The 16,709-nt window shown below is 68.3% G+C and carries 13 protein-coding genes and 1 pseudogene; 8 read left to right on the top strand and 6 right to left on the bottom strand.

The annotated features are described in order from the left end of the window. Positions 1-7: 7 nt before the first annotated feature. On the bottom strand, positions 8-841 hold the full coding sequence (locus FRZ61_RS19945) for a BKACE family enzyme (RefSeq protein ID WP_151119378.1): 834 nt from the start codon (positions 839-841) through the stop codon (positions 8-10). A gap of 209 nt (positions 842-1,050) precedes the next feature. Here FRZ61_RS19945 and FRZ61_RS19940 point away from each other — a divergent pair, with 209 nt between their 5' ends. Together FRZ61_RS19940 and FRZ61_RS26885 are read left to right on the top strand one after the other, a co-directional pair. After that, the gene (locus tag FRZ61_RS19940; RefSeq protein ID WP_151119377.1) at positions 1,051-2,034 is read left to right on the top strand and encodes an NAD-dependent epimerase/dehydratase family protein; all 984 of its coding nucleotides are present in this window, start codon (positions 1,051-1,053) and stop codon (positions 2,032-2,034) included. Positions 2,035-2,058: 24 nt separating this feature from the next. Further along, positions 2,059-4,443 (top strand): aminotransferase class III-fold pyridoxal phosphate-dependent enzyme, encoded by a 2,385-nt coding sequence (locus tag FRZ61_RS26885; RefSeq protein ID WP_151119376.1) that lies wholly within the window; start codon positions 2,059-2,061, stop codon positions 4,441-4,443. A 19-nt stretch (positions 4,444-4,462) separates the two neighbouring features. Here the strand turns inward: FRZ61_RS26885 and FRZ61_RS19930 are convergent, their stop codons facing one another. Next, the gene (locus FRZ61_RS19930; RefSeq protein ID WP_225308912.1) at positions 4,463-4,924 is read right to left on the bottom strand and encodes a DUF411 domain-containing protein; all 462 of its coding nucleotides are present in this window, start codon (positions 4,922-4,924) and stop codon (positions 4,463-4,465) included. Between the two features lie 99 nt (positions 4,925-5,023). Between FRZ61_RS19930 and FRZ61_RS19925 the strand changes: the two genes are divergently transcribed. Further along, positions 5,024-5,521, top strand: coding sequence for a DUF488 domain-containing protein (locus tag FRZ61_RS19925; protein WP_151119374.1), 498 nt, complete (start codon positions 5,024-5,026; stop codon positions 5,519-5,521). On the opposite strand, the gene FRZ61_RS19920 is transcribed toward FRZ61_RS19925, so the two are convergent. Then, the gene (locus FRZ61_RS19920) at positions 5,509-7,329 is read right to left on the bottom strand and encodes an AMP-dependent synthetase/ligase (RefSeq protein WP_318526347.1); all 1,821 of its coding nucleotides are present in this window, start codon (positions 7,327-7,329) and stop codon (positions 5,509-5,511) included. The genes FRZ61_RS19925 and FRZ61_RS19920 overlap by 13 nt on opposite strands. A 424-nt stretch (positions 7,330-7,753) precedes the next feature. Between FRZ61_RS19920 and FRZ61_RS19915 the strand changes: the two genes are divergently transcribed. Further along, on the top strand, positions 7,754-9,547 hold the full coding sequence (locus FRZ61_RS19915) for a M3 family oligoendopeptidase (RefSeq protein WP_151119373.1): 1,794 nt from the start codon (positions 7,754-7,756) through the stop codon (positions 9,545-9,547). A 10-nt stretch (positions 9,548-9,557) separates the two neighbouring features. On the opposite strand, the gene FRZ61_RS19910 is transcribed toward FRZ61_RS19915, so the two are convergent. Beyond that, complete coding sequence (locus FRZ61_RS19910) at positions 9,558-10,358, bottom strand: CPBP family intramembrane glutamic endopeptidase (RefSeq protein WP_151119372.1); 801 nt, start codon at positions 10,356-10,358, stop codon at positions 9,558-9,560. 122 nt (positions 10,359-10,480) lie between these two features. Between FRZ61_RS19910 and FRZ61_RS19905 the strand changes: the two genes are divergently transcribed. From FRZ61_RS19905 to FRZ61_RS19890, 4 genes and pseudogenes are all read left to right on the top strand, one after another. Further along, positions 10,481-11,848, top strand: coding sequence for an ABC1 kinase family protein (locus FRZ61_RS19905; RefSeq protein WP_151119371.1), 1,368 nt, complete (start codon positions 10,481-10,483; stop codon positions 11,846-11,848). A gap of 462 nt (positions 11,849-12,310) precedes the next feature. Continuing rightward, entirely contained in the window at positions 12,311-13,459 is a 1,149-nt protein-coding gene (locus FRZ61_RS19900) for a Re/Si-specific NAD(P)(+) transhydrogenase subunit alpha (RefSeq protein WP_151119370.1), read from the top strand. Between the two features lie 194 nt (positions 13,460-13,653). Next, a pseudogene (locus tag FRZ61_RS19895) lies at positions 13,654-13,935 on the top strand (NAD(P) transhydrogenase subunit alpha); the annotation flags it as partial. A 21-nt stretch (positions 13,936-13,956) separates the two neighbouring features. Further along, entirely contained in the window at positions 13,957-15,354 is a 1,398-nt protein-coding gene (locus FRZ61_RS19890; protein ID WP_151119369.1) for an NAD(P)(+) transhydrogenase (Re/Si-specific) subunit beta, read from the top strand. 265 nt (positions 15,355-15,619) lie between these two features. Here FRZ61_RS19890 and rpsU read toward each other — a convergent pair whose 3' ends face one another. Together rpsU and FRZ61_RS19880 are read right to left on the bottom strand one after the other, a co-directional pair. Beyond that, positions 15,620-15,823, bottom strand: coding sequence for a 30S ribosomal protein S21 (gene rpsU / locus FRZ61_RS19885; protein ID WP_151119368.1), 204 nt, complete (start codon positions 15,821-15,823; stop codon positions 15,620-15,622). 211 nt (positions 15,824-16,034) lie between these two features. Further along, entirely contained in the window at positions 16,035-16,667 is a 633-nt protein-coding gene (locus FRZ61_RS19880) for a glutathione S-transferase family protein (RefSeq protein ID WP_151119367.1), read from the bottom strand. Positions 16,668-16,709 lie beyond the last annotated feature (42 nt).

Here is a 16,709-nt window from a genome sequence, read left to right as displayed (position 1 = left end):
GGGAGCCTCATGAAGCGGGCCTCAGGCCCAGAAGGTTCCGTGCTTCGGCGGGGCTGGCGGGCTTGCGGCCCATCTCGTGGCAGAGGGCCGCGGCGCGAGCCACCAGCTCGGCATTGCTCGCCGCCAGCCGGCCCTTCTCGAAATAGATGTTGTCTTCCAGCCCGGTGCGCAAGTGACCGCCCTTGGCGAGCGCCCAGCGGTTGGCCTCGAGCTGGTGGCGGCCGGTGGCGGCGGCGGTCCAGGTGGCGCCGGGCAGGAAGGTCTCGAGCTCGCCGATCAGGAAATCGAGGACCTTCTCGCGGGCCGGCAGCGCGCCCGGAATGCCCATGACGAACTGGACATGGACCGGGGCCTTCAGCAGGCCGCGATCAACCAGCTCCCGCGCGTTATAGAGCATGGCGAGATCGAAGATCTCGATCTCGGGCTTGACCTCGTGCTCGATCATCGAGCGCGCCAGATCGTCGATCAGGGGCGGCGGGTTCTCATAGACGATGGTGGCGAAATTGACCGATCCCGTCGCGAGCGAGGCCATGTCCGGCCGGTGCTTGAGCGCCGAGCCGCGTTCGGCCGGATCGCGCCCGCGCCCGCCGGTCGAGAACTGGATGATCATGCCCGGGCAATGCTTGCGGATGCCTTCCTGCACCCGGGCGAAGCGGTCGGCGTCCGAGGAGGAGCGGCCCTCGTCGTCGCGCACATGGATATGGACCAGGGCGGCACCGGCCTCGAAGGCCTGATGCGTGCTCTCGACCTGCTCGGGCGGTGCCAGGGGCACGGCCGGGTTCTGCGCCTTGGTCGGCTGGCTGCCCGTGATGGCGACGGTGATGATGGCAGGCTGGGCCATGTCTCTCCCGGGGCGGCGCCGGATCGGACCGCCGGACCGGGCGGGCCTTCCAGGCCTTGTTCATTGGGCGTGAAGCTAGCCGAGCGCCCGCCGGGCTGCAATGAAAGGGCGCGGCGATCCGCCGGTTTCGGCGCCTCGGTAACGTTGGGTGATTTCTGGCGCCGCCTCGGCTATATCCTTTCCATAATTCCCGGATTTGCGGACATTTCATGACCGTCCTCGTCACCGGCGCCGCCGGCTTCATCGGCTTTCACCTCGCCTCCACGCTGCTCGACCGCGGCGAGCGAGTCGTGGGCGTCGACAACTTCATCCATTTCTACGAGCCCGCGCTCAAGCGGGCGCGCGCGGCCGAGCTGCAGACGCGCGACGGCTTCGTCTTCCACGAGCTCGACGTGGCGGACGCGGCGGGGCTGGAGGCCCTCCTCGAGCGCTATCCCGAGATCGACCGGGTGCTGCATATGGCGGGACAGCCCGGCGTGCGCCACTCGATCGAGAAGCCCTGGGAGTTCCAGCGCAGCAACATCGACGGCCAGCTCGCCATGGTCGAGGCGGTGCGCAAGCGGCCCGGCTTCAAGCATCTGGTCTTCGCCAGCAGCTCCTCGGTCTATGGCGACAGCAAGGACGTGCCCTTCGCCCTCGACAACCCCGCCGACCGGCCGCGCTCGCTCTATGCCGCGTCCAAACGCGCGGCCGAGCATATCGCCGCCGCCTACAGCCATCTCTACGGCACGCCGATCACGGCCCTGCGCTTCTTCACCGTCTATGGCCCCTGGGGCCGGCCCGACATGGCCTCCTTCCTCTTCATCGACGCGGTCCTGCGCGGCAACAAGCTCTTCCTCTTCAATGGCGGCGCGCTCAAGCGCGACTTCACCTATATCGACGACATCGTGGCCGGCGTGCTGGCGGCGCTCGACCGGCCGCCGGCGCCCGATTCCGAAGGGCTGCGCTACGCGGTCTACAATCTCGGCAACCACCGCACCGTCGATGTGCGCGATTTCGTCAAGGTCATCGAGAAGGCCTGCGGCCGGAAGGCCTTGATCGAGGAAGCGCCGATGCAGCCGGGCGACGTGCATGTGACCTATGCCGATATCAGCGCCTCCACGCGCGACCTGGGCTATGTGCCGCGCACGCCGATCGAGCAGGGCATCCCGCTCACGGTCGCCTGGTACAAGCGCCATTACGGCCTGAACTAAGCTTTCAACCTCGGAACCATCATCATGTCGAATGCCTCGCCGGCCGGCGGCCTGACCGCGCTCAAGACGAACCCGCCGGGCTTCACCACGGCCGATGCCGAACGGATCGCCCGCGAGCTCTACGGGATCGACGCCGGGGCGACCCTGTTGTTCGGCGAGCGCGACCAGAATTTCCGTCTGCGGCCGGCGCAAGGCCCCGGCGCGGTGCTGAAGCTCTATAACGCGCACGAAGATCCGGCGATCGTCGATTTCCAGATCAAGGCGCTCGATCACCTGGCGCTGCAGGATCCGGGCCTGCCGGTGCCGCGCCTGCTGGCCACGCGGGCGGGAGAGCGCTCGGCGCGGATCGAGGGGCCGGACGGCGCCGGCCACATCGCCTGCGCGATCACCTTCCTGCCGGGAAAGCTGCTCGAGGACGTGCAGCCGGATGCGGCGCTGCTTCGCGACATCGGCCGCACGGTCGCGCGGCTCGACAAGGCCCTGCGCGGCTTCTTTCATCCGGCGGCGGGCCAGAAGATCGCCTGGGACATCCGCCGTGCCGGCGAGCTGCGCCCCTTCGCGGCGCTGATCGGCGATCCGGCCGTCGCGGCGGCCGTGGCGCGCGTGCTGGAGCGCACCGTGGAGCGCCTGCCGGCTTTCGCGGCCCTGCGCGGCCAGGTCATCCATAATGACTGCAATCCCGGCAATGTCCTGGTCGATGCGGCGGGCGCGCCGGCCGTGGCCGGCATCATCGATTTCGGCGACATGATCCACGGGCCGCTCATGTTCGATCTGGCTCTCGCCGCCGCGGAGGCGGCCGGCGAGGGGATGGGGGCGATCGAATCCGCCCAGGAGGTGATCGCGGGCTACAGCGCCGTGCTGCCCCTGCAGGAGGACGAGATCGCGCTTCTCTTCGACGCGATCGCGGCGCGCTTTGCCTCCACCTTCGCCATCTTCGCCTGGCGGCAGCGCCACGATCGGCGCGGGGCCGACAAGCTCGAGCGTTTCGAGCGCTCGGAGCTGCCGGTCTTCGAGCAGCTCTTGTCGGCCGGTCCCCAAGCGGCCGCAAACGCCTTCCGCAAGGCCGCGGGCTTGTCGTCAAGCCTGCCGGTCGCTGCGACCCCCAAACCGCCGGCGCAGATGCCCGGCGCTTCTTCCGAAGCCCTGATCGCGCGCCGGCGCCGGCTGCTGGGATCGGGGCTGGAGCTGTCCTACGAGCGTCCGGTCCATCTGCTGCGCGGCGAGGGAGTCTGGCTCTGGGACGCCGACGGAAGGCGCTATCTCGACGCCTACAACAACGTGCCGAATGTGGGCCATGCCCACCCGCATGTGGTGGAGGCGGTCGCCCGCCAGTCGGCGCTTCTCAACACCAACACGCGCTACCTGCACGAGACCGTGCTCGACTTCGCGGAACGTCTCTGCGCCGGGATGCCGGCCGGGCTCGAGGTCTGCGCCTTCGTCAATTGCGGCAGCGAGGCGAACGACATCGCCTGGCGCATCGCCAAGGCCCATACCGGCGGCACGGGCGCGCTGGTGATGGAGAACGCCTATCACGGCGGCACCGAAGCCGTCGCGGCGCTCTCGCCCTATGGCGTGTCGGCCAGCGACGTGGCCCCTCATGTCCGCACGCTGGAGGCGCCCGATCTCTATCGCGGCCGTTTCCGCGCGTCCGATCCCGGTGCGGCCAGCGGCTATGCCGAGGCGGCCGACCGAGCGCTCGCCTCGCTGATGGCGGCGGGGCACCGGCCGGCTGCCGCGATGATCGATTCCGCCTTCATCTCCAGCGGCATCCTCGACCTGCCGAATGGCTATCTCCAGGCCGTCGCCGAGAAGGTGCGGGCGGCGGGCGGGCTCTTCATCGCCGACGAGGTGCAGTATGGCTTCGGCCGGTCCGGCAGCCATTTCTGGGGCTTCGATTTCCAGGGCGCGGTGCCCGACATCGTCACCATGGGCAAGCCGGTCGGCAACGGCCATCCGCTGGGCGTGGTGGTGACTCGCCGGGAGATCCTCAAATCCTTCACCGACCGCACCGATTACTTCTCGACCTTCGGCGGCAATCCGGTCTCGGCCGCCGCCGGCCTCGCGGTGCTCGAGGTGCTGGAGCGCGAGGGCCTGCAGGAGAACGCGCGGGCGACCGGGGCCTATTTCCGTCAGGGCGTCGAGGCGCTGATGGCCCGCCATGCGGCGATCGGCGACGTGCGCGGCACCGGCCTGGTCATGGGCGTGGAGCTGGTGCGCGACCGCAAGACGCAGGAACCGGCGCCGGACTGGACGCGGCGGGTCGCCAACCTGATGCGCGAGCAGGGCGTCCTCATCGGCACCGAAGGCCCGCGGCACAACGTGCTGAAGATCCGGCCGCCGCTCTGCTTCCGGCGCGAGCATGCGGATATCGCGATCGAGGCGCTCGACCGCGCGCTGGCGGCGATCTGAGCCGGGCGCCGCGGGGCGCTCACTCGACGGCGAAGATCGCGGGCGTCTCCGTTCCGGGGCTGCGCTCGATCTGGTGGATGACGAAGGGCTCCGTCTTCTCGCCGCCCATGCCGGGCGAGCCCGGCGGCATGCCGGCGAGCGAGATGCCGACGATGTCGGGGCGTTCCGCCAGGAGACGCCGGATCGGCCCGGCCGGCACATGGCCTTCGATCACGTAGCCCTCGGCCAGAATGGTATGGCAGCCGGCGAGCGCCGGCGGCACGCCATGCTGGCGCTTCAGGCTCTCGAGATCGGTCGTCTCGATCACCGTGACGGCAAAGCCCTCCGCCCGCAGATAGTCGGCATGGCCCACGCAGCAGCCGCAAGTGGGGTCCTTGTGGAGCGTGAGCGCTGTCGCGGCCGCGACGGGGCCGGCGATCGCGGCCAGGATCGAGGCCAGCGACAAGGCCAGCGACAAGGCCAGCATCTCGCGGCGTCGCATCATTGTCCTCCCTCGGGCGGTAACGGGTTCGGCTATCCTGAGGGAAGCGGCCGGTCTCGAACAAGCGAAAGCCGGCCGGGAAACGGGATCGTGAACTGGATGGCTGAATCCCCGGAACCGGATGGAGAGCGGCGCCAGGTCCTGGCCACGATCGGCTATGAAGGCGTCTCGACGGAGCGTTTCCTCGCGGCGCTCCAGGCGGCCGGGGTCACGGCCGTTCTCGATATCCGGGAGGTGCCCTGGTCGCGCCGCACGGATTTCGCCAAGAGCCGACTGGGCCAGGCGCTGGCCGAGCGCGGCATCGCCTATCTCCATCGCAAGGCCCTGGGCACGCCGAAGCCGGGCCGCGAGGCCGCGAAGGCCGGCGATCGGGAAAGCTTCGAGAAGATTCTGGGTGAGCAGCTCGACAGCGCGGAAGGCCAGGAGGCTTTGGCCGAGGCGGCGGCCCTGGCGCGACAGGGCGGCCTCTGCCTGCTCTGCTACGAGCACGATCCGGCCCAATGTCATCGCTCCGAGGTGGCAGTCCGCCTTGCGGCGCTGGCGCCGCTCGCGATCCGGCATCTGGACCCGCTGGCCGGTCCCGATCAGCGCTCGTAGAGCGCGTCGATCAAGGTGCCGAAGCGCTCGCGGATCTTGTGTCGGCGGATCTTGAGCGAAGGCGTCAGCATGCCGTTCTCGATGGTGAAGCCCTCGGGCGCCAGGGCGATGCGCCGCACGCGCTCCACCGCCGAGAGATGCGCGTTCACGCGATCGACGACCTCGGCCAGCGTCCTGACCAGCTCGGGATTGTCGCGCAGCTGCGCCAGCTCGTTGGGCTTCTGGTGCCGCTCGGCCCATTGCGCGAGGAAGTCGTTGTCCGGCACCAGCAGCCCCACCAGATGCGGCCGCCGGTCGCCCCAGACCATCGCCTGGGCGATCTCGGGCTGCGCCACGAGGAAGCCCTCGATGCGGGCGGGCGAGATATTGTCGCCGCCGGAGAGCTTGATCAGGTCCTTCTTGCGGTCGGTGATCTTGAGATAGCCGTCCTTGTCGAGGGTGCCGATATCGCCGGTATGGAGCCAGCCGTCGATGACAGTCTTGGCGGTCGCTTCCTCGTCGCGCCAGTAGCCCTGCATCACCACCTCGCCCCGCACCAGGATCTCGCCATCCTCGGCGAGGCGGATCTCGACGCCGTCGATCGCCGGTCCCACCGTGTCGATCCGCACGCGGCCCAGGCGGTTGACCGAGATCACCGGCCCGGCCTCGGTCTGGCCGTAGCCCTGGAGGATGCGCAGGCCCAGCGCCAGGAAGAAGGCGCCGATCTCGGGGTTGAGCGCCGCGCCGCCGGAGACGAAGGCCTTGAGCCGGCCGCCGAAGCGTTGGCGCACCTTGCGCCGCACCAGGAGCTCGCAGGCCCGGTCCAGCAGCCGCTCGAGGAAGGAGAGCGGCGCCAGCCCCAGCGCCTTGCGTCGCCCCAGCGCCAGTGTCCGCTCGAACCAGCGGCGCTTCGAGGCGCTGGCCCTGGCCAAGCCGGTCACGATGCGCCGATACATGACCTCATAGAGGCGCGGCACCGCCGTCATGATGGTCGGCCGGACCTCGGCGATGTTCTCGACCAGCTTCTCGACGCTCTCGGCGTAGTAGATCTCGGCGCCGATGGAGATCGGGAAATAGAGCCCGGCCGTGTGCTCATAGGCGTGCGACAGCGGCAGGAAGGAGAGGAAGACCTCGTGGGTGAGGTTGAGCTCGGAGAGCACGCCGAAGGCGCCGCGGCAATTGGCGACGATCGCGCCATGGCTCAGCATCACGCCCTTGGGCGTGCCGCCGGTCCCCGAGGTATAGATGAAGCAGGCGGTGTCGCTGCGCTTGAGCGAGGCGACGCGCTCGTCGACCAGGTCGGGCGCGGCATCGCCCGTGGTCATCACCTGGCTCCAGGCGAACACGGATTTGGCCGGCCGCTGCGCCAGGCCCAGATCCTCGATCGCCACGATCCAGCGCAGCTCCGGGGCCGTGATCGCCGCCGGTAGCAGCCGGCTCGCGAGCGCCTTGGTCGAGACGATGACGGCCGCGGCCCCGCTGTGGGTCAGGATGTGGTGATGGTCGGCGACGGTGTTGGTGGTGTAGGCCGGCACGGTGATGCCGCCCGCGGCCATGATGGCGAGATCGGCGATGGCCCATTCCGGCCGGCTTTCGGCCAGGAGCACGACGCGCTCGCCGGGCTTCAGCCCGAAGGCGGCCAGCCCGCGCGCGAGCCGGCGGATCTGGTCGGCGGCCTGGCCGTAGCGCGTGGGGACCCACGCGCCGCCCAGCTTGTGCCAGAGAAAGGGCACGCCGGGCGTGCGCCTCGCCTGTTCGAAGAACATCTGCGGCAGGCTGTTCCAGCGGTCGTAATCGCCGGGCGCGGTCACCAGCCGCGTGTCCGTCAAATCCGCCTCTCCCCCTCTTCGATCCAGGGCGTATGCATATCTTCGCGGCCCTTCTCCGGGGCTTCCCCCATCGTCATCCCCGCGCCCGGGTCCGGCCGTAGGCCGGCCCAAGCGTAAACTCCAGCGGGGATCCAACGTCACGCTCGGCGCGCTGGATCAAGATGGATCCCCGCTTTCGCGGGGATGACGATGGAGGGGTACCGCACAGGCGCACGGGCAAAACGAGGATATGTAACCGCTCCAGCCCCCTTGATGAGTTGACAGAATGCCGGGCCTTTTTCGGCGGTGCTTGGCGGGGCCCGGCCGACGCCTTATATCCCACGGGGCGAAGCCCGCGCCAAGCCGCCCGGGAACCGGTTCGATGCCGAATCGGCGCGGCGGAGACCGGGCTGTTTCAAGGGATTGGCGAGACCGGAGAGGCGTGATGGCGGACGACAGCGCGAAGATCGACGAGAAGGCGGCACTCCCGGTCTGGGACCTGGCGGATCTTTATCCCGCACCCGATGCGCCCGCGCTGACCCGGGATCTCGAGGAAGCGGCCCGGCAGGCCAAGGATCTGCGCCAGCGCTTCGAGGGTCAGATCGCGCGGCTCGACGGGATGGCGCTGGGCGCGCTCGTGGTCGAGTACGAGGCGATCCAGGAACGGCTCGGGCGTCTCGCCTCCTACGCGCAGCTCCGCTATGCCGGCAACATGAGCGATCCCGAGATCGCGCGCTTCCATCAGACGATCGACGAGCGCACCACCGACATCTCGGCCGATCTCCTCTTCGTCACGCTCGAGATCAACAAGATCGACGACGCGACCTTCGCCCGGCAGCTCGCGGCCCCGGCGCTGGCGCGCTATCGGCCCTGGCTCGAGATGGTGCGCTCCTTCCGGCCGCACCAGCTTTCCGACGAGGTCGAGCGGCTGCTGCATGAGAAGCGGATCACCGGCGCCTCGGCCTGGAACCGCCTGTTCGACGAGACCATCGCCGAGATGCGCTTCGCCGTCGACGGCAAGGAATTGACCTCCGAGGGTGCCTTGACCCTGCTGGTCGATCGCGATCCCCGGAAGCGCAAGGCCGCGGCCGAGGGGCTGGCGGCGGGCTTCCGCTCGCGGCTCAAGACCTTCTCGCTCGTCACCAACACGCTCGCCAAGGACAAGGAGATCGAGGACCGCTGGCGCAAGTTCCCGCGACCGGTCTCGGCGCGCAACCTCGCCAACCAGGTCGAGGACGAGGTCGTCGACGCGCTGGTGAAGGCGGTCAAGGACGCCTATCCGAAGCTCTCCCACCGCTATTACAAGCTCAAGGCGAAATGGTTCGGCGTGGCAGCGCTGGATTATTGGGACCGCAACGCGCCGCTGCCGCAGGACCAGGATCGCGGCGTGAGCTGGCCCGATGCCGAGAAGCTGGTGCTCGAGGCCTATAGCGCCTTCTCGCCCGAGCTGGGCGCGCTCGGCCGGCGCTTCTTCGAGCGGCCCTGGATCGATGCGGGCCCACGGGCCGGCAAGGCGCCCGGTGCCTTCGCCCATCCGACCGTGCCCTCGGCCCATCCCTATCTGCTGATGAACTATCGCGGCCGCACGCGCGACGTGATGACGCTTGCCCACGAGCTGGGCCATGGCGTGCACCAGCTCCTGGCGGGGCCGCAGGGCCATCTTCTGGCCGATACGCCCCTGACGCTGGCCGAGACGGCCTCGGTCTTCGGCGAGATGCTGACCTTCCAGGCGCTCTTGAAGCGCGAGAGCGACCCGCAGGTGCGGCGCATCCTGCTCGCCTCCAAGGTCGAGGACATGCTGAACACGGTCGTGCGCCAGATCGCGATGCATGAATATGAGCGCCGGCTGCATGACACGCGCCGCCAGGGCGAGCTCACGGCCGACGAGATCGGCAAGATCTGGCTCGACACCCAGATCGAGGCGCTGGGGCCGGGCATCAAGCTGGAGGCCGATTCGGACTATGGCGTGTTCTGGGCCTATATCCCGCACTTCATCCATTCGCCGTTCTATGTCTACGCCTATGCCTTCGGCGACTGCCTGGTGAACTCGCTCTACGCGGTCTATCGCGAGCGGCCCGAGGGTTTCCCGAAGAAATATCTGGAGCTGCTGGCGGCGGGCGGGACCAAGCGCCATCGCGAGCTGCTGGCGCCCTTCGGCCTCGATGCCGCCGACCCCGCCTTCTGGAGCAAGGGGCTCAGCGTCGTCGCCGGCTTCATCGACGAGCTGGAGAAGGCCTGAGGCCCGCCTTCTAGATGCTGGGCGAGAGGGCGGCCGCCAGAACCACGGCGCCGTTATTGAGCGCGTGGAACAGGATCGAGGGCCAGAGCGAGCCGCTTGCCTGATAGAGCGCGGCCGCGATCATGCCGAACACCACGATCTCGATCGTCATGATCTGGCCCACGAAACCGCCGGGCATCACGAAATAGAAATGCGTGGCGGAGAAGAGGGCGGCGCTCAGGATCGCGGCCAGCAGGAATCCGATGCGCTCGCGGAACCAGCGATAGAGCATGCCGCGGAACAGGGTCTCCTCGGCCGTGGCGGTGATGGGTCCGATGGCGGCCACCACGGCCGTCAGCCAGAAGGGCGAGCTGGGCAGCAGCAGGTAGTTGCCGCTCATCTGGCGGCCGATCTCGCCATTGGGATCGACCCATTGCTCCAGCCAGCCGTCGGCGAGATAGAAGAGGGCGGCCAGCACGATCGCGGCCGCGAACCAGATCCACCGGGCGCCGCAGAACCCGAAGCTTTGCCGATCGATGCCGCGCCGCCGCGCCAGCCAGCGTCCGCCAAAGCCGAAGATCACGGCGGTGACGAGGATGCTCAGCACCACCGCGCCCTGCATCAGCTCGAGCTGAAAGGAGCTCACGTCGATCCGGAGCTGGTGCGCGACATAACCGGCCGCGAGGCCGGTGGCCACCGACACGGCGGCGGCGGCCAGGAGCCCGGCAATGACGACAAGAAGGATCCAGAGCAGATCGATCGCACGGGTGCGTCCGGAGTCTGTCGGCGCCGTAAGGTTCGGCGCGGCGGAGAAGCTCGATGGCTCGGTCATGGGAATCCGGAGCTGCGGTCGTTATGCGCGGCAGGCTGGCATGCCGGCCTGCGGCCGACAAGCGGCTTGCCGGTCGGAGGGGTTTCGGGGTTCATTCGCATCGGGAGTGGATTCGATCCATCATGGCCGAACGCAAATCGAAGAGCCCTGAGCGCAACCGCCTGACCGGGCGCGTGCGCCGCTATGCCAAGGTCGGCACCGCCGTGGGCGGGGCGGCGGCACGGCTCGCGGGCGAGCGGTTCCTGGGCCTGCCCCTCGACCGCGCGCGCCACGCGGCCGATCTCAAGGCGGCGCTGGGCGGGCTCAAGGGCCCGCTCATGAAGGTGGCGCAGCTGCTCTCGACCATCCCCGACGCGCTGCCCGACGAATATGCGGCGGAGCTCGCGGGGCTGCAGTCGAACGCGCCCTCGATGGGCTGGAACTTCGTCAAGCGGCGCATGGCGGCCGAGCTCGGGCCCGACTGGCAGAAGCATTTCAGGAGCTTCGAGCAGGAAGCGGCCGCCGCGGCCTCGCTGGGCCAGGTGCATCGCGCGCTGTCGCTGGATGGTCATCGTCTGGCCTGCAAGCTGCAATATCCCGACATGGCGAGCGCGGTCGAGGCCGATATCGGCCAGCTCAAGCTGATCCTGGCGATCTATGGCCGCTACGACCGCGCCATCGATTCCGCCAACATCCATGCTGAGATCGCGGCCAGACTGCGCGAGGAGCTCGATTACCGGCGCGAGGCCAAGCACATGCGCCTTTATGGCGAGATGCTGGGCACGGAGAAGTCCGTGCATGTGCCGGTCCCCGTGCCGGCGCTCTCGACCGAGCGGCTCCTGACCATGAGCTGGCTCGAGGGCAAGCCGCTCAAGGCCTTCCTCGCCGAAAAGCCGGACATCGCCATGCGCAACAAGGTGGCGCTCGCCATGTTCCGCGCCTGGTACGCGCCCTTCTACGGCTTCGGCGTCATCCATGGCGATCCGCATCTCGGCAACTACACGGTGCGGGCCGACGGCAGCGTCAACCTGCTCGATTTCGGCTGCATCCGCGTCTTCCCGCCGAAATTCGTCGCGGGCGTGATCGACCTCTACAACGCGCTCGAGACCGGCAATCGCGCGCTGGCGGTCGAGGCCTACGAGAACTGGGGCTTCGAGGGGCTGACGGCCGAGATCATCGACGTGCTCAACCGCTGGGCCGCCTTCGTCTATGGCCCGCTGCTCGAGGATCGCAGCCGCCTGATCCAGGAGGCGGGCTCGGGCAGCTATGGCCGCGAGGTGGCGGAAGAGGTCCATGCCGAGCTCAGGCGCCTGGGGCCGGTCAAGCCGCCGCGCGAGTTCCTGCTGATGGATCGCGCCGCGGTGGGGCTGGGCTCGGTCTTCCTCCATCTCAAGGCCGAGGTGAATTGGCACCGCCTGTTCCACGGGCTGATCGCGGATTTCGACGTGAAGAAGCTCGGCCAGCGTCAGCGCCAGGCGCTCAAGGCCGCGGGGCTCACCGCAGCCGAGTAGCGCCCGGGCCCGCTCACGCCCTCTCCTTCGTCATGCCCGTGAAAGAGCCCGTGAAGAAGTCGGCGAAGCCGAAGAACTCTCTCGCCCCCTCCCCTTGCGGGAGGGGGTAGGGGGAGGGGCGATGCCGTGCGAGGTCCTGGCAAAAAGTAGAGCCCAATCTGCTCTGTGCTCGCTCGCTCAATGTCATGCCCAGGCCTTCCGCCTTCGGAGCGGCGATTGATCGCAACGATGCCGTCATCGTGCCTGTGGCACCCCTCCCCCAACCCCCTCCCACAAGGGGAGGGGGCTTGAATGCTGGTTGCTCCTTTCGCGGAGCCGAGGGGTAACCCCCACCAGAATCAGGCCAATCCCGCGCTTTCCCCCGGCCGCGCCGCTTGTGATTCGCGGGCGGCTTCGGCATTGTTGTCGCCCAAAGAAGGGGGCCCCCGATCCCAAAGGGGGCGGTGAGCGGGACGGATTTCTATGAAGATTGGCGTGGCCAAGGAGCGGCGCCCTCATGAGGCGCGTGTGGCGGTGTCGCCCGACACCGTCAAGAAATATGTCGGGCTGGGCGCCAGCGTCGCGATCGAGACCGGCGCCGGCGCCGGCGCGAACATCCCGGACGAGGTCTTCAAGGCCGCGGGTGCCGAGATCGCGCCGGACGAGGCGGCGGCGCTGAAGGATGCCGACCTCGTGCTCAAGGTGCAGCGGCCTCTGACCGCGGCCGAGGGCGGACCCGACGAGCTGACGCTGCTCAAGCCCGGCGCGGTGCTGGTGGGCATCCTCTCGCCGCACGGCGCCAAGGACCAGGTGCAGCAATATGCGGCGAAGGGCGTCACCGCCTTCGCCATGGAGCTCATGCCGCGCATCACCCGCGCCCAGGTGATGGACGTGCTCTCCTCGCAATCGAACCTCGCGGGCTACAAAGCCGTGATCGACGCGGCGGCCGAGTTCGGCCGTGCCTTCCCGATGATGATGACGGCGGCCGGCACGATCGCGCCGGCCCGCGTGCTGGTGATGGGTGCCGGTGTGGCGGGCCTGCAGGCGATCGCGACCGCGCGGCGCCTGGGCGCCATCGTCTCGGCGACCGACGTGCGGCCCGCCGCCAAGGAGCAGGTGGAGAGCCTCGGCGCCACCTTCGTCGCTGTGATGGACGAGGAGTTCAAGCAGGCCGAGACCGCCGGCGGCTATGCCAAGGAGATGAGCGACGCCTACAAGGCGAAGCAGGCGGCGCTGACGGCCGAGACCATCAAGAAGCAGGATGTGGTCATCACCACCGCCCTCATCCCCGGCCGCAAGGCGCCGGTGCTGGTGAGCGAGGAGATGGTCAAGACGATGAAGCCCGGCTCCGTGATCGTCGATCTCGCGGTCGAGCAGGGCGGCAACTGCCCGCTCGCCGAGCCCGGCAAGGTCGTGGTCAAGCATGGCGTCAAGATCGTGGGCCATCTCAACCTGCCTTCGCGGCTCGCGGCCGACGCCACCTCGCTCTATGCCCGCAATCTCCTCGCCTTCGTCTCCCTCATGATCGACAAGGAGACCAAGGGCCTGAAGATCGATTGGGAAGACGAGATCATGAAGGGCACCGGCCTCACGCGCGACGGCAAGGTCGTGCATCCGGCGCTGGTGGGGTGATGGCGATGGTCGTCTGCGGCACCCCCCTCCCTTACCCTCCCCCACAAGGGGGGAGGGGATTCGAAAACGCGACGCCCTCGGACTCCATCCCCTCCCCCTTGATGGGGGAGGGTGAGGGAGGGGGTGGAGCCTTCAGACGCGGCATCGAGGCCTGACCGATGGAAGACACGCTCGCCACCCATTCCCACGCGCCCTTCGTCCAGCTCTTCACCGTCTTCGTGCTGGCCTGCTTCGTCGGCTATTACGTGGTCTGGCGGGTGACGCCGGCGCTGCATTCGCCGCTCATGGCCGTCACCAACGCGATCTCGAGCGTGATCATCGTCGGCGCCCTCATCGCCGCCGGCCCCGCGGAGTTCAACTTCTCGCAAGCGATGGGCTTCATCGCGGTGGCGCTCGCCTCGGTCAACATCTTCGGGGGCTTCATCGTCACCCAGCGGATGCTGTCCATGTTCAAGAAGAAAGAAACGAAGAAGTAAGGCGGGACCGGGAGCGACATCGTGACGGAAGAACTTTCGGCCTACGCCTATCTCGCCGCCGCCATCTGCTTCATCATGGCGCTGCGCGGCCTCTCGAGTCCCGAGAGCTCGCGCGGCGGCAACCGCTTCGGCATGGTCGGCATGGCGATCGCCATCGTCACCACCCTGGCCTCGCCGGGCGTGCTCTCCTATCCGATTATCATCGCCGGCATCGTGATCGGCGGCGCCATCGGCACCTTCATCGCCCGCAAGATCCAGATGACGGCGCTGCCGCAGCTGGTCGCGGCCTTCCACAGCCTGGTGGGCCTCGCGGCGGTCTGCGTCGCGGTCGCGGCCTACTACTCGCCGCAGGAATTCGGCATCGGCGTGGTGGGCGACATCAAGACCCAGAGCCTGGTCGAGATGGGCCTCGGCCTCGCCATCGGCGCCATCACCTTCACGGGCTCGATCATCGCCTTCGCCAAGCTGCAGGCGCTGCTCTCGGGGGCGCCGCTGGTCTTCAAGGGGCAGCATCTCCTCAACGCCGCCATCGGCATTGCCATCGTCGCCCTGATCGTGGCGCTGATGATCACAGAGAGCCCGGTCGTGTTCTGGCTGCTGATCGCGCTGTCGCTGCTGGTGGGCTTCCTCCTGATCCTGCCCATCGGCGGCGCCGACATGCCGGTGGTCGTGTCGATGCTCAACTCCTATTCGGGCTGGGCCGCCTGCGGCATCGGCTTCACCCTCGGCAACAGCCTCCTGATCGTGACCGGCGCCCTCGTGGGTTCCTCCGGCGCCATCCTCAGCTACATCATGTGCAAGGGGATGAACCGCTCGATCTTCAACGTGATCCTGGGCGGGTTCGGCACCGATTCGGGCTCGGCCGCGGCGGGGAGCGCCAAGGCGCAGGACCGGCCGGTGAAGTCGGGCTCGGCCGACGACGCGGCCTTCATCCTCAAGAACGCCTCCTCGGTCATCATCGTGCCGGGCTACGGCATGGCGGTGGCCCAGGCGCAGCATGCCTTGCGCGAGATGGCCGACATCCTCAAGAAAGAGGGCGTCAAGATCTCCTATGCCATCCATCCGGTGGCGGGCCGCATGCCGGGCCACATGAACGTGCTGCTGGCGGAAGCCAACGTGCCCTATGACGAGGTGTTCGAGCTCGAGGACATCAACCGCGAGTTCTCGACCGCCGACGTCGCCTTCGTGATCGGCGCCAACGACGTCACCAACCCCGCCGCCAAGAACGACCCCAAGAGCCCGATCTACGGCATGCCGATCCTCGAGGTCGAGCAGGCCAAGACCGTGCTCTTCATCAAGCGTTCGATGGCCTCGGGCTATGCCGGCGTCGAGAACGAGCTCTTCTTCCGCGACAACACCATGATGCTCTTCGGCGACGCGAAGAAGGTGACGGAGGGCATCGTGAAGGCGCTGGGATAAGGTTCGCTAACGAGAAGGACGGGCGCTCGAACGCTCTTCCTCGCTCAGCGCCCATCGTCATCCCCGCGAAAGCGGGGATCCAACTCCAAGCTTGGCGACCTGGATCGGGATGGATCCCCGCTTTCGCGGGGATGACGGTTGAGAAGGTGCCGGGGCGGTGAGACGCTTGCGCCGATCACTGCCAACCCGAATCAAAAACGGCGCTGCCCGTGAGGGCAGCGCCGTTCTGTATCTCTGGATGCCGCGAGCGGGTGCGGCGGCGGGCTTAGTAGCCCTCGCGCTCCATGCGCTTGCGGAGCAGCTTGCGGTGGCGGCGGACCGCCTCGGCCTTCTCGCGGGCGCGGCGCTCGGAGGGCTTCTCGTAGTTCCGGCGCATCTTCATCTCGCGGAAGATACCCTCGCGCTGCATCTTCTTCTTGAGCGCGCGCAGGGCCTGATCGACGTTGTTGTCACGAACCAGAACTTGCAAAGGACGCCTCTGCTCTCCAAACGGGGACAAATTGTGGGAGGCCGGGCCGAATCCGAACCAGCCGAGGGCCGGGTGTATAACAGAGTTTCCGGCGGCTGTGAACCTTTATCGCACAAGGCCTTAGCGCGCTTTGGCGCAGCCCGGGGACGCTCCAGCTGATCCCGGAAGCCCTTGAATCACAATAGGTTGCGGTAAGGCCGGCGCAAGCCCCCTAGAGGTCGCGGCTGGCGTCGGGGTCGATCGAGTAGGGGTGACGGGTCGCGAGATGGCTGGGCTGGGAGGCGACTCGCGCCGCCCAGGCCCGGAAGGCGGGGAAGGGCGCCAGGTCGAATCCGGCCTCTTCGGCCCAGGCGCCATAGGCGTAGACCGCGATATCGGCGATCGAGTAGGTCCCGGCCAGGAAGTCGTGGGTCTGCAGATGGCGATCGAGGGCTTCCAGCGAGCGTTGGCCCCGCTGGCGGCGCGCCGGCACGCCGGCCGCGTTGCGCTCGAGCTTTCCGGTGAGGGTCCAGTAGCGCAGGCTGCCGATCACCGGCTCGACATAGTTCTGCTCGAAGAACAGCCACTGCAGGACCTTGGCCCGCCCGAAGCGATCCGCGGGCAGGTAGGGCGTGCCTTCCGCGAGATAGGCCAGGATCGCGTTCGATTCGGCGATGGCGCGGCCGGGCTCGATCTCCAGCACCGGCACCGTGCCGCCCGGATTGAGCGCCAGGAACGCGGGATCATGCTGCTCGCCCTGGAAGATCCGGACGAGCCGGTGCTCGTAGGGCAGCTCCAGATGCGCCAGGAGCTGGCGCGCCTTCCAGCCATTCTGCGAGGGAAGATAGTCATAGAGGCGGAGCATGGCGTCGGGCCCGGCGGTGGCGGAGAGGCCTTAAGACTAGAG

The sequence above is a fragment of the Hypericibacter adhaerens genome (assembly GCF_008728835.1).
GTDB lineage: Bacteria > Pseudomonadota > Alphaproteobacteria > Dongiales > Dongiaceae > Hypericibacter > Hypericibacter adhaerens.
The sequence above is the reverse complement of the archived record's forward strand: the minus strand, read 5'-3'. Positions and strand labels throughout refer to the sequence as shown.